A 12,602-nucleotide genomic window follows, 5' to 3' on the forward strand; every position below is an offset into this window, starting at 1 on the left:
GCTGAAGCGCATGCGCGGCAGTGCAGCCGTAGACCCTGAGGAACCCCCTGTGTGAGCCCGTGTGGACGTGCACCACGGCCAGCGCACCCCCACCGGGCGGCAGTCGACAGCCGCACCGCAAGGTCCACCCTGCACCCGAGCCGGCCCAAGCCACGCCTGATGGCATTCAGGGCCGGGGCGGGGGTGGGGGAGCCGCCTTCCTGGCTGGTGGGGGCCCTGCGGTCGGCGTCTGCCGGGCTCGGCCGGTCGGGGCCCGCGTGTGGTCCGCCGAGTGCGGGAGGGCGCTGCCGAGAGATCCCCTCAGGCCACTGCAAGATCTGTCCTGGAACGCAGAGGAGCCCCCGCGTGAGGTGATCGCGGGGGCTCTCGCATGAGGGTCGTGGCTCGTCGTGTCAGGCGGCTGCCGACCGGACGGGACCGGCCGGAGGCCGCATGCCCGGCCGGGGCGGCACGATCCGCCTGGCGCGCCGCAGGCGCGCCCTTGAGTAAGTAGAGAAAATCTACGCCGGATCCCCTTCGCGGGACTTCGCCAACCGGGTGGGCCGGACGGGGTACTTGAGCACGGACCCGGCAGCGGGAAGCGCGTGTTCCTCGCAGACGAGCGGGCGGCCGGTGGCATCCGCCGCGATGCGATAGGTGATGAGCAGAGGCGAGCTGTCGGTGAGCCCCAGCGCCGTGCGCTCGTCGGGCAGCGGGATGCGCGCGCCGATGTGGTCAGTGATCTCGACGGGACCTTTGGCCGAAAGATGCCGGAAAATCACTTCCAGCGGGGCCTGCGGCTCCTCGGCCAGAGCCGGGAATTCGGCGGCGGTGGCCATGGGGATGATCAGGCGGTGCGCCATCCGCGTGCCGGTCTGGGGGTCGTAGAGCAGACGATCGACGCTGATCGCGTCCTGGTCCGCCTGGCCGAGCAGGGACCCCGGCAGACCACCGAGGACCATCCGGGAAACTGACGGGCCATCACGTTCCGGGAGGGTCGGGAAGCGCCAGACCTTCCCGCTGCGCTGGGCCGAGCGGTCCACGATGGTCGATGCCTCGCGGGCGCCCTGGACGATGCTCCCCAGCCCATGGCGCTTGACGATCAGGCCCATGCCGCGCAGCTCGTCGAGGGCGGACCGCACGGTCACCTGGCTGACCCCGTACTCGGCCTTCATCTCGGCTTCGCTCGGCAAGCGGTCCCCGGGCTCGTACCTGCCTTCCTTGATGGCCTTCGCCAACTCCTGGGCCAGCTGCATGTACATGGGCAGGGGCCTGCTGATGCGGTCTTGGGGTGTCATCCGGGCGGGCCTCTCGGATCGGGAGGGAAGCCGCCTCCGCGGCTGTCAGGGCACTTGTGAGCATAAGTGCTTGACTGGTCAGGGGTCACCGCTCAGTATCGGACATCCACTTATTAGGATGAGTGGAAGACCGTAAGAGTTGAGAGGTGAAGTGCGATGCAGAACAAGCCCGTCGACACGTCGCGCCTGGGGCTGATCCGGTGCGTGGCGGCTCCTGAGGCCCGGATGACCCCGGACGGCCAGCAGCGCCGAGACCGTGACGGCGCCTTGCAGTGGGTCACCGCCCTGGCGGTCCGTCAGCAGGAAGGGCGGCGGATAGACGTCCTGGAAGTGGTGGTCTCCGGGTCCCAGCCGGAAGGCATCACGGAGGGCGCGGTAGTGACGGTGCGCGACCTGTGGTCGGTGGACTGGACGGTGGACGGCCGTAGCGGAACCTCTTGGCGGGCGGCAGCGATCACGGCTGCTCCGGGTCCCCGGGCCGAGTCGGCAGCGTCCGGCCGCAAGGGCGGTGCGGAATGAGCACGGAGGGGTTTGACCGGTACTTCTGGAACCTGTCGGCGACGCAGGCTGACGGGGTGGCCTGCGTGGTCTGCGGCATCGACTTCCTGCGGCGCAAGCGGGCCTCGGTCAAGGTGGGACGTGCCCCGGGGACTGAGGCGCCCGTGCATGCGTGCAAGGGGCCCTGCGCGGCGGTGATCGCCGAGGAAGCCGAAGCGATGGCCAGGGAGATGCGCGCCATCCTCGGCGAGGCCTCCAAGGTGCCCGAGCCTGCCGAACTCCTCGGCTCGGACGGCCAGTTCGGGCTGCTCATGAAAGACCTGAGGAGCCTGGTCGGCGCTGAGGCGCTGCTCGCGGTGACCGATGATCTGAAGCAAGTGGCCTGGCTCCTGGTGATGGTCGCTGCGCATGGCGAGGCGGCGTCCACGCGGGCCCGCTGGCTCAACGCGCGCATCGACCCCGAGCCCGAGCGGGGTGACTAGCCATGGCGCTCAGCTTGATCATCTGGATCGCGACTGCGGCGTTCCTCCTGGCGGTGCTCACCCAACGCTGGTGGGAACCCCGCCTCGCCGCTCGGGGAGTCCGCGTTCCCCGGCGCCTGGACGGCGTGCGGGCACTGCCCTGGCGGTGGTGGCTGCTGGGGTATCCACGGGTCGCCCTGCGCCTGCTGTTCACCTGGAAACAGGTAGCTCAACTCACGGGCCTGAGTGTGAGCCTGCGGCCCTCTCAGCGCATCGTCGGCCGGGACCTGGTGGTCCAGGGCCAAGCCCTCAAACCCAAGCCGCCCCGCCTCGGGTTCCCGAGCCCGACCCGCACCGGGCTGCGCCTGCGCGTGGTCCTGCACGCCGGTCAGGTGCCCACCCCGTTCCTGTCGGCGGCCCCGGCCATGGAACACGCATGGCGGGTGCACGGCGTGCGGGTGATCTCCCCCCGGCGCGGAGAGGTCCTGATCACGGTCACAGCGGTGGACCCCCTCACCGGCCGCTACAGCCAAGTTCCCCGGGACGCGGGGAGCGGCGAGCTGCTGACAGCGGACGTCGGCAGGCTGGAAGACGGCGGGGCCTGGGTGCTGCGCTTTCGGCGGGTGCCGCACTGGCTGATCACCGGGGCCACCCGTAGTGGGAAGTCCGTACTCCTGTCGGCCCTGGTGCGCGACCTGGCGCCCCAACCCGTCGCCCTGGTCGGCATCGACCTGAAAGGCGGCATGGAGCTGGCCCCCCTGTCGGCAAGGTTCACCGCGCTGGCCACCGACGCGACGCAAGCGGCCGAACTCCTGGACGCGGTGGTCACCGAGATCCAAGCGCGTACCCGCATCTGCCGCACGGCCCGGGTGCGCAACATCTGGGAACTGCCCGCCGGGCAACGGCCGGTGCCCCTGGTGGTCCTGGTGGACGAAGTGGCGGAGCTGTACCTCACGGACGGCACCCGGGAGTCCAAGGAACTGTCCGAGCGCTGCGGGACCCTGCTCCTGCGTGTGGCCCAACTCGGCGCGGCGCTGGGCTGCCATCTCGTCGTCTCCGGCCAACGCGTCGGTGCCGATCTCGGGCCCCGGGTCACGGCTCTGCGCGCGCAGCTCGGCGGCCGGATCGCCCACCGGCAACACGACGAAGCAAGCGCGGAAATGACCCTCGGGGACATTCACCCTGACGCCGTGGTCGTCGCCCAGTCCATTACGGAAGACGAACAAGGCGTAGCCGTCACGACAGCGGGCGGGCAATGGCTCAGGGCCCGCAGTCACCTGATCACCACTGCGGATATCGCGGCAATCAACGCGCACGGACTCCCGGACGATCCGTTCACTGCGGGAACTCCCGTCCTTTCAGGAGACACCCCATGACGCACAACACCATTTACGTCATCGACTCCTTCCTCATTCTCTTCGCGGTCATGATCGCCCGATCCCGGGAAGTGAAAGTGACCCAAGTAATCATCATCGCTTTCGCCGGATACCTCTTCGCCATGACCCCCCTCAGCTATCCGGTCTGGTGGACATTCGTATTCGCGGTCGACGGTCTCACGGGAGGCTGAATCACCATGCAGACACAGACCCTTTCCCGCACCGACCGGGACCTTATCCGACTCGTCCACGAACCGGGCTTCGACCGCTGGCGCGAGCAGATAAAACAGATCGGCGGATGCGCCCACCCCGTCTACCTCGCCGGATCCTCGACCACCTTCGACACGGTGTCGGGGGAAGTGCTCACCCACTACGACACCCACGAGGAACCCACCGGGCGCCTTGCGGTCCGCTGCGGCAACCGCCGCAAGTCCCGCTGCCCACCCTGCTCCTGGCTCCACTCCGGCGACACCTACCAGCTCATCCGGGCCGGCCTGTCCGGCGGCAAGGGCGTGACCAGCGCAGTCAGCTACCGTCCCCGCGTCTTCCTCACCCTGACCGCGCCCTCCTTCGGCCCCGTCCACCGGGCTACGAACGGCCCGTGCCGCCCTCGACGTGACGGGGGCCTGTGCGACCACGGGATCCCGGTGAGCTGCACCAAGGAACACGACGAGTCCGATCCCCTCGTCGGACAGCCCGTGTGCGCCGCCTGCTACGACTACACCGGACACGTGCTCTGGCACGCCTGCGCTGGCCGCCTGTGGAACCGCTGGTGCGGCGCGGTACGGCGGCACCTGGCCCGCGCAGGCGGCATCACTCAGGCCCGGCTCAGAGACCACCTGATCGTCTCGTTCGCGAAGGTCGCCGAGTACCAGCGCCGAGGGGCGGTCCACGTGCACGCGGTGATCCGCCTCGACGGCCCCGACGGGCCCGCCTCTCCCCCACCCACCTGGGCCACGACGGAACTCCTGATCTCCGCCCTGCGCTCCGCTGCTGCGGCCGTGGAAGTCACCGCGCCCCACTCGGCGGCCGTAGGCGAGTACCGGGTGTCATGGGGCCCGCAGATCGACGCACACGCCATCCAGGCCGACACCGCCGGAGCGGACGGCCACGGGCTCAGCGATGACGCCGTGGCTTCCTACGTCGCCAAATACACATCCAAGTCAGTCAGCGAATCCGGCATCGACTACCGGATCCGAGAGTACGCAGAGATACGACACGCCCCGGTCTCCCCACATATACGCGCGCTCATGTCGACAGCCTGGCGACTGGGTGGCCTCAAGGAATACGCAGACCTCAACCTGAGGCTCTGGGCTCACACCCTGGGATACCGAGGCCACATCCTCACCAAATCCCGCAGATACAGCACCACGTACGGAAACCTCCGCAGTGCACGTACGCGGCACAAACTTCCCGCCCCTCCTGGCGCCATAAAACAGGCCTCATGGCGTTACGTGGGATCAGGACATACAACCGCGGAATCCTGGATAGCTGCTGGAATCGCCGAGGACGTGTCACAAATCCGCGGCATAAAGAGAGAACTTCTGTATTCGGAGTCACTTCATGGCGACTAGCAAAACGGACGGAGAGTTCTCACCGATTTCCGTAGTGGGCGGACGAAACAGGGTCACCCCTCACTGGGTACTCATCACACGTGAATACAACACCGCACGGATAATCGCGGAAAGGTTCGGCGGCGCTCCAGTCCAATTGGCGAATGCGAGGGCAGGCCAATGGGAAGTCCTCACGGCGTTCGACAGCCTACGGATACGCATATCCGACGCGAACTCTAAGGCGATATCATTCCGACTTCTCGCACTCGAAAGCGCGAGAGTTTTTCTGCTGAGGAGAACGATGCTGATAGATGAAATCGACAATGGCACCGATCAATCCAAACTCATCGGAGCCGAAGCGCAGATACAACTTAAACCGGTGGAGTACAAGACAAGGACAGGGATTTATATCCGATACTTCCTGGCGCAAATAGTCATCCAGTAAGAGCGTGACAGCAGGAAGGGCCCGAGCATAACGCCGCTCGGGCCCTTCCTGCTGAAATCAGCTCGCCTGCACGTAAAGACGCTGTTCCGCCACATTCGCGCCGGTGATGATGATGCGCCTATCTGCCTTCTTGGAGTAGAGGGCTACGCGCACATCGAACCCCAACAGGATTTCCCGCCGCGCGGCGTTGCTCGTGCATTCCCGCCACTCGTCCTCGACCGTCTTCCCTGTGGGAACAAGGCGCATGCCCGGGGTACGGTCCGGCATCTCTCGCAGTTCCTCAATCTCACGCGTCATGCGCGCATATTCGTTGCGGAACCATTGCGCGTCCTCCGGGGACTCGTACAGGCCCGCGCTCCGATCCTCTTGTAGGCGCGTACGGTCTGACGAGATCTTGGCGATTTTCGCGGCAATTCCGGTGCCGGGGTCGTACTCTCGTCGCATCATTTGCCCGGCTCCATACCGGGAGAGAAACCATGTCTCTAGTTCCTCGTCCAGGAATGCAGCATTGATCGTGGGCGCGGGGCGGCAGTTTTTTGATTCGGGCAAGCCTCGAACTCTGCCGATGCAACCGTAAGTAGGCGTATACCGCTGTTTAGTGCGGTCGCTCTTCTTGGCTGGCCTTCGTCCGACATTTAGCCTCTGTCCGCACTGTCCACATGTGGACACCCTGGTGCTTAGCCAGTCACCTTTGGGCGCCCTTCCTTTCTGCGTTCTCTTGTTGGTCTTCTTGATCAACGCCTGCCGGGTGGCTTCGTCCCAGAGAGGTTCGGCAACCTGGATCGGGTGACCGTTCTTATCCAGCACGGGACGCCCTTTATACATGAGATACCCGAGTGACCCCTCTTCCACCAGGTACTTTTTCAGGATGCTTCCTGACCAAGGCAGCCCTTTAGGTTCCCGCCCATGCATTACTGCACGGTAATCCTCGGGGGATAGCTCTTGCTCGCGGGTAAGTCGGCTGGCTTCTGTCCACGGAGTGATCGTTTCGGTCTCGTCTGCAAGTATGCGTCGCTTGACGTTTCGCAGAACCGATGCCGGGTGAGGATCCAGCTCCCACCCATAGGTCTTCCTGCTGCCGGGAAGTCGCTTATAGCGATACCCATACCTTTCCTTTCCGGAAGGCTCCCCACGGTTTCGCGTCCGCACGGTCGTTTCGCGGTTACGCCTCTGGATGGAACGCAACTCGATTTGAGCCCCGAATGACTCAATCGACAAAAGCATTTCGTCTGCCGGATCATCCAGGTCCCACGGTCCGTGGCCATAGGTAACCAATAGACGGCCAGCTTCGTGGATGGCGTACGCCGTGTTGAGCACGTCACGTTGGTTGCGGCCGATCCTGTCAACGGCTGCACCTACGATCCCGGAATAAGGACCCTTTTCATCACGCAGCCAGGGACCTAGTCCCGGCCGCGTAAACGGATCCGTTGCCCCGGAGACTTCCCAGTCATCCGCCCAACCGATGACGTGGCCCCCGATGGCCTCCACCGCATCGATTACTTGTTCAGCCTGCTTTGTCGGGCTACTCGAAATGTCGTTCCTCCGAGAGAGCCGCCGTGATCCGAGCATGCACTTTCCGCATCCGTCGTACTCGGTCGTCGGCGGCTTTTTCGGCTGATCCATAAGAACCCTCCCTCGTAGAAAGGTTCCTAGGGCTCTCGGCTGGAAGCAAACGAGTTTAGCCATTCGTGCCGTGCGCGACGAACGCCAAAACGTCCTCGTAGATGCCATGGCGCCGAGATCCCTAGGAAGTGTGCTTAGGGATCTCTTCCGTACCGCTCCATCAGCCACTTCTCGGTGGAGACCGCGGGCCACTTCGACCTCGACGCCGAGCTGAAGATCTGGATCTCCAGCAGCACCACACCGATCCAGAAGACCTTCACCAAGGGCGTCGACATCTACCAGGTGCAGGCGATCCTGACGCAGTTCGTGGCGCGGTAGTCAGGACGTTCGCGGCGCGGCTGCCGCGGCGTCCGCGGCGCGGTAGCCGCGACCATGAGCACAGCGCCCACCGGGGCGACGGCTGTCGGGCGCCGCCGCGGCTGCTCCGCGGCTACTCCGCGATCTCCGTGCGCTCCCACCACTCGTAGACGGGCAGCGGCCCCTCGGACGAGGCCTCCTGTCTCGACGTCGCCTTGAAGTGCTCGTAGCCGCCGCGGTGCCGGATCTTCAGGTCCCGCTCGCTCTCGGGGGCGACCTCGACCACCCGCGCGTCCAGCTCCGCGGGACCGCCGTCGAGAACCGCCTTTCCGGCCCTCTCGGCCCTGCCCCGGCCACCGCTCCCGGTCTCTCCAGTCTGTCCAGCCATGCCCTCAGTGTCTCCGGGGGCGGGGGCGGACGCATGTGGGGGCTGGAAGGCACGGGGAGGGGAAGACAGAGGCACGGGGATGCGGGGATGCGGGAGGGCCGCTCGCTCTGGCCTGTGCACCCTGGTGCTCGTCCTCGGCGCCGAGTCGCTGATCACCCGCAACTACGGGCTCGGCACCCTGTGCGTGACCCCGATGGCCCTCGTCACCAACCGATGGGCAACCGGCACCTTCGCGAGCGCGCTGGACTCCACCGAACGCGCCTGCGAGGACGCCGAGCGCGCCCTCGGCGTACCGGCCCCGGATCCCGCCGGACTCCACCGTGCGCGCCGCCGGCTCGCCGCCGAGCTGGTCGCCCTGCGCGCCGCGGCCGACACGGCGGCGGACGAGTGGCGGCAGCGGGCGCTGCCCGGGGACCGCCTGCCGCGCACCGAGCGGCGCCGACACCGTACGCTCGCCGCGGTGATCAGAAAGCAGGACCGGCACGAACAGCCGCGGCGGCACCCCTCTCATGAGCGCTGCCGTGCGTACGCGTCTCATGAGCGCTGCCGGGCGTACGGGGCCGGAGGCCGGTCGGTGAAGGACGCTCTCGTATAAGGACGCTCTCGTATGACGACGGAAGACGGCCGCACTCCCGCGGGGGACGGCGCTCCCGCAGCGGACGTCGCTCCCGCCGAGGGCAGCGCTCTCCCCGGGGACGGCGCCCCCACTGGGGACAGCGCTCCCGCGGGAGACACCGTGGCGGCGGTGGTGGCGCAGTGGCGGGCGGCGTATCCGGGGATCGACACCGGGCCGATGGAGATCATCGGCAGGCTCAACCGGTGTGCCGCCCTGGTGCAGCATGCCGAGGACGCTCCGCTGCGGCGGTACGGTCTGACCCGGCCCGAGTTCGACCTGCTGGGCGCGCTGCGGCGGACCGGGCACGAGCTGACCCCCGGTGAACTCACCCGCGAGACCTTCTCCTCGGGCGCCGCGGTGACCAAGCGGCTCAAGCAGCTCACCGAGCGCGGGCTGATCGAGCGCCGCAGCGACGACCGCGACCGCCGGGTGGCGCACGTACGGCTGACGGAGTCGGGACACGAACTCGTCGACGGCGTCCTGCCCGAGCAACTCGGGTACGAGAACGGGGTGCTCTCCGGTATCGAGGCCCCGGCACAGCGACAGCTCGCCGGGCTCCTCGCCGGACTGCTCGTGCAGTTGGAAAGCCGCCTCGGCGGACCGCACCCCTGATCCCCCCTCGCCCGCTCCCTTCTCCGGTCGTGCGACCCCTTCCCCGGTCGTGTTCCCCCCTCGTGCGACCGGGCCCGGACACCCGCCGGACGACCCGGCCACGACCCGGCCGCGACCCGGCCCCGCCCCCGCCGCGACCCGTCGGCGCCCCCGCCCCGCCCGTCGCAGTGTCCGACCGCAAACAGTCAACTCCCCGTCACCGCCTCACCCTCCGCTGTCCCCCGTACACAGAGGCGTACGCCGCATGTCCGACAGAAACCCCATGTCGGTGTGACCTGGATCACTCATCACGTCAAGTCTTGCGTCCTGTACGCCGGATCAGACAGAGTTTCGAACCCCTGGCGTCAACCGTTCGACGTCCAGCGGCAGTTACGCCGGTTCTTCCTCCCCCACACCCCACAGAAGGACTTTGCACATGGCAACGCACAAGCGGGTCGGCAAGCGCAAGATAGCCGTGGCGGTCGCCGCCGCGGGCGCTCTCACCGCGGGCGTCTTCGTCGCGCTCCCGGCCGGCGCTTCGGCCCCCGCCGAGGCGGACGTCTACGGCACCCAGGCCAAGGGCGCCATCGACGGCAACTACATCGTGATGCTCAAGGGCGGCGCCAAGATCAAGGCTGCCTCCGAGGGCAAGGGCCTCGCCAAGGAGTACGGCGGCACCTTCAAGCGCGGCTTCGACTCCGCGATCAACGGCTTCTCGGCCTCCGGCCTCAGCAAGACCGAGGCCCGCCGCCTCGCCGCCGACGACGCGGTCGCCAAGGTCGTCCAGAGCCACCGCTTCACCACCCAGGCGACCCAGGAGAACCCCCCGTCCTGGGGCATCGACCGGATCGACCAGGAGGACACGGCCGGGGACAACGCCTACACCTACCCGGACTCCGCGGGTGAGGGCGTGACCGCCTACGTCATCGACACCGGTGTGCGGGTGACCCACTCCGACTTCGAGGGCCGCGCCTCCTCCGGCTTCGACGCCATCGACAACGACGACGACGCCGACGACGGCAACGGCCACGGCACCCACGTCGCGGGCACCATCGCCGGTGCCAAGCACGGTGTCGCCAAGAAGGCCAAGGTCGTCGCCGTCCGCGTGCTCGACGACAGCGGTTCGGGCACCACCGAGCAGGTCGTCGCGGGCATCGACTGGGTCACCGAGAACCACGAGGGCCCCTCGGTCGCCAACATGAGCCTCGGCGGCACCGCGGACGAGGCCATCGACGCGGCCGTCCAGAAGTCGATCGAGTCCGGCGTGACCTACGCGGTCGCCGCGGGCAACGAGTCCTCCCCGACCGAGGGTTCGCCCGCCCGCGTCCCCGAGGCCATCACGGTCGCCTCCTCGACCAAGGAGGACGAGCAGTCGGACTTCTCCAACTACGGTGAGGCCGTCGACATCTACGCCCCGGGCTCGGACATCACCTCCGCCTGGAACACCGACGACGAGGCCACGGACACCATCTCCGGTACGTCGATGGCCACCCCGCACGTCACCGGTGCCGCCGCCGTCTACCTGGCCGGCCACCAGGACGCCGCCCCGGCCGACGTCGCCAAGGCGCTGACCGACGGTGCCACTCCGGACAAGATCAGCAACCCGAGCGAGGGCACCGCGAACAAGCTCCTCAAGGTCGTCGAGTAAGTCCCCGGTCGACCCGCGGGAAGCGGTGAGCAGCAGTAGTACGCAAGAGAGCCGGTCCGGACCTCCCCCACGGGAGGTCCGGACCGGCTCTCTGTTCTGCCCTGCTCAGGTCGTTCTGCTCTGTCCTGCTCAGGGATCAGTTCCGCCCTGCTCAGGGGTCAGGGGATCGGGTCCACCGAAGGGCCCTCCTGGGCCAGCAGGTCGCGGGCGAACTGCTCCCACTGGGCGTAGCGGTCGGGGTAGGCCGAGCGCTGGACGGCCTGGCAGACGTCACCGGGCGGCATGGTCTCCCAGCCCGCGATCTGGATCAGGCCCGGGTTGCTGCCGAACGGCGCCACTCCGTAGAAGGACTTGGAGGAGGTGGGGACGTCGGTGATCTGCTCGGGGGTGCCCCAGCCGGTGCTGGGACGCTGCTGGAAGATGCCGAGCGAGTCGTGGTCCACGGGGACCGTGTAGTTGACGAACTTGGATTCCTGCATGGCGGTCATGAGAGCGATGACCTGGCCCTGCTCCGGAATGTTCGCGCCCTTTCCGACACCGATGACGATACGGGCGTTCGCCAGCTGCGTCGGGTCGAGGTCGGCGGCGGTTTCGAACACGCCTCTCAATTCGCTGTCCGGGGCCGCATTCAGTGCTTTGGCGGTGGATGCGTCCACGGTTCCGGTGGGGCGGAGTCCGTGGTCCGTCTGGAAGTCACGCAGACCGTGGCCGGTGGGGTCGGAGGTCGCTGCCTGTGCGGGCGCCGAGGAGAGGAGGAATACTCCTGCGGCGGCCACCGTGGCAGCCATGAGGTGAGCTGTTTTCTTCTGACGTCGCATGCAAGCACGGTGGCGTGTACATGAAGATACTGTCAAGGGCCTTCCGGGAAAAGGGAATTGCACGGAGATAGGACCTCCGAATTCCACCGAGGAAGAGATGCCGCTTTGACGTCACTTACCCGCCGATCGGGTACGGATTCACCGCCCGGATTGCCGCCAGCGGTTCGACCAATGTCGGGAAGAGCGGGAAGAATTCCGTTCGCCGCCACCCGCCGGGGAGTCGTCACCGCACCCGTCCGGCCCCGTACGTACCCCTTGCCCGGCATCCTCATCTACTTGATAGGCAAGCCGCGACTTGCCTATGGTGGGGCCGTGGCAGACGAGCTGTTCAAGGCACTGGCCGACCCGACCCGCCGGCGGATACTCGACGAACTGGCGGAGCGCGACGGGCAGTCCCTGTTCGAGATCTGCACCCGCCTGGTGACCAAGCACGGCCTGGGACTGAGCCGCCAGGCCGTCAGCCAGCACCTGGCCGTACTGGAAGCCGCGGATCTGGTCCGGACGCGGCGCGAAGGCCGCTACAAGTTCCACGATCTGCACGCCCAGCCGCTTGAGCGCATCGTGACCCGGTGGCTCAGGCCGAGCCCCCCGAAGGACACCCCATGAGAATCCACCTGTCCAGCGTCTTCGTCGACGACCAGGCGAAGGCCCTGCGCTTCTACACCGAGACCCTGGGCTTCGCGAAGAAGGCCGATGTGCCGCTCGGCCAGGACCGGTGGCTGACCGTGGTCTCGCCCGAGGACCCGGGCGGTACGGAGCTGCTGCTCGAACCCGACGGGCACCCCGCCGTCAGGCCGTACAAGGAGGCGCTGGTCGAGGACGGGATCCCGGCCGCCTCCTTCGCGGTGGACGACGTACGGGCGGAGTTCGGCAGGCTGCGGGGGCTCGGTGTGCGGTTCACCCAGGAGCCGCTGGAGATGGGCCAGGTCACCACCGCGGTCCTGGACGACACCTGCGGCAATCTGATCCAGCTCGTCCACAGCCGGTAGCACCGTCCCGGCACCCGCGGCG

General features: G+C 67.4%; 14 protein-coding genes and 1 pseudogene. 11 read left to right on the forward strand and 4 right to left on the reverse strand.

What is annotated here, in order from left to right; translation table 11 throughout:
* Positions 1-500: 500 nt before the first annotated feature.
* The gene (locus MID12_RS14925) at positions 501-1,241 is read right to left on the reverse strand and encodes a GntR family transcriptional regulator (RefSeq protein WP_263167703.1); all 741 of its coding nucleotides are present in this window, start codon (positions 1,239-1,241) and stop codon (positions 501-503) included.
* A 192-nt stretch (positions 1,242-1,433) separates the two neighbouring features.
* Between MID12_RS14925 and MID12_RS14930 the strand changes: the two genes are divergently transcribed.
* Genes MID12_RS14930 through MID12_RS14950 form a run of 5 tightly spaced genes read left to right on the forward strand, consistent with a single transcriptional unit; the run spans position 1,434 to position 5,186 of the window.
* Positions 1,434-1,796: a hypothetical protein gene (locus MID12_RS14930; RefSeq protein WP_263167705.1), complete on the forward strand. Its 363-nt coding sequence runs from the start codon at positions 1,434-1,436 to the stop codon at positions 1,794-1,796.
* Entirely contained in the window at positions 1,793-2,257 is a 465-nt protein-coding gene (locus MID12_RS14935) for a hypothetical protein (protein ID WP_263167707.1), read from the forward strand. The genes MID12_RS14930 and MID12_RS14935 overlap by 4 nt, the downstream gene beginning before the upstream one ends.
* Positions 2,258-2,259: 2 nt before the next feature.
* Positions 2,260-3,612: an FtsK/SpoIIIE domain-containing protein gene (locus tag MID12_RS14940; RefSeq protein ID WP_263167709.1), complete on the forward strand. Its 1,353-nt coding sequence runs from the start codon at positions 2,260-2,262 to the stop codon at positions 3,610-3,612.
* Positions 3,609-3,803 carry a hypothetical protein gene (locus MID12_RS14945; protein ID WP_263167711.1) on the forward strand — a complete coding sequence of 65 codons (195 nt, stop codon included), beginning with the start codon at positions 3,609-3,611 and terminating at the stop codon, positions 3,801-3,803. The genes MID12_RS14940 and MID12_RS14945 overlap by 4 nt, the downstream gene beginning before the upstream one ends.
* Positions 3,804-3,809: 6 nt before the next feature.
* The gene (locus MID12_RS14950; protein WP_263167713.1) at positions 3,810-5,186 is read left to right on the forward strand and encodes a replication initiator; all 1,377 of its coding nucleotides are present in this window, start codon (positions 3,810-3,812) and stop codon (positions 5,184-5,186) included.
* Positions 5,187-5,667: 481 nt separating this feature from the next.
* Here MID12_RS14950 and MID12_RS14955 read toward each other — a convergent pair whose 3' ends face one another.
* Complete coding sequence (locus MID12_RS14955; RefSeq protein ID WP_263167715.1) at positions 5,668-7,233, reverse strand: recombinase family protein; 1,566 nt, start codon at positions 7,231-7,233, stop codon at positions 5,668-5,670.
* A gap of 141 nt (positions 7,234-7,374) precedes the next feature.
* On the opposite strand from MID12_RS14955, the pseudogene MID12_RS14960 reads away from it, so the two are divergent.
* Positions 7,375-7,551, forward strand: a pseudogene (locus MID12_RS14960) (PH domain-containing protein); the annotation flags it as partial.
* A 112-nt stretch (positions 7,552-7,663) separates the two neighbouring features.
* Here the strand turns inward: MID12_RS14960 and MID12_RS14965 are convergent.
* The gene (locus tag MID12_RS14965) at positions 7,664-7,918 is read right to left on the reverse strand and encodes a DUF5988 family protein (RefSeq protein ID WP_263167717.1); all 255 of its coding nucleotides are present in this window, start codon (positions 7,916-7,918) and stop codon (positions 7,664-7,666) included.
* Positions 7,919-8,042: 124 nt separating this feature from the next.
* On the opposite strand from MID12_RS14965, the gene MID12_RS14970 reads away from it, so the two are divergent.
* The 3 genes from MID12_RS14970 (at position 8,043) to MID12_RS14980 (ending at position 10,773) form a co-directional block, all read left to right on the forward strand.
* Complete coding sequence (locus MID12_RS14970; RefSeq protein ID WP_263167740.1) at positions 8,043-8,513, forward strand: hypothetical protein; 471 nt, start codon at positions 8,043-8,045, stop codon at positions 8,511-8,513.
* Positions 8,514-8,525: 12 nt separating this feature from the next.
* Positions 8,526-9,146 carry a MarR family winged helix-turn-helix transcriptional regulator gene (locus MID12_RS14975; protein WP_263167742.1) on the forward strand — a complete coding sequence of 207 codons (621 nt, stop codon included), beginning with the start codon at positions 8,526-8,528 and terminating at the stop codon, positions 9,144-9,146.
* A 415-nt stretch (positions 9,147-9,561) separates the two neighbouring features.
* On the forward strand, positions 9,562-10,773 hold the full coding sequence (locus tag MID12_RS14980) for a S8 family peptidase (protein ID WP_040250885.1): 1,212 nt from the start codon (positions 9,562-9,564) through the stop codon (positions 10,771-10,773).
* Between the two features lie 158 nt (positions 10,774-10,931).
* Here MID12_RS14980 and MID12_RS14985 read toward each other — a convergent pair whose 3' ends face one another.
* The gene (locus MID12_RS14985; protein ID WP_040250887.1) at positions 10,932-11,591 is read right to left on the reverse strand and encodes a peptidoglycan-binding protein; all 660 of its coding nucleotides are present in this window, start codon (positions 11,589-11,591) and stop codon (positions 10,932-10,934) included.
* Positions 11,592-11,903: 312 nt separating this feature from the next.
* Here MID12_RS14985 and MID12_RS14990 point away from each other — a divergent pair, with 312 nt between their 5' ends.
* Together MID12_RS14990 and MID12_RS14995 are read left to right on the forward strand one after the other, a co-directional pair.
* A complete protein-coding gene (locus MID12_RS14990; protein WP_040250890.1) occupies positions 11,904-12,197 on the forward strand; it encodes an ArsR/SmtB family transcription factor in 294 nt (97 codons plus the stop codon).
* Entirely contained in the window at positions 12,194-12,580 is a 387-nt protein-coding gene (locus tag MID12_RS14995; protein ID WP_040250892.1) for a VOC family protein, read from the forward strand. The genes MID12_RS14990 and MID12_RS14995 overlap by 4 nt, the downstream gene beginning before the upstream one ends.
* Positions 12,581-12,602: the final 22 nt, after the last annotated feature.

Origin of the sequence: Streptomyces sp. SCSIO ZS0520 (assembly GCF_025643355.1) — a bacterium.
GTDB lineage: Bacteria > Actinomycetota > Actinomycetes > Streptomycetales > Streptomycetaceae > Streptomyces > Streptomyces physcomitrii.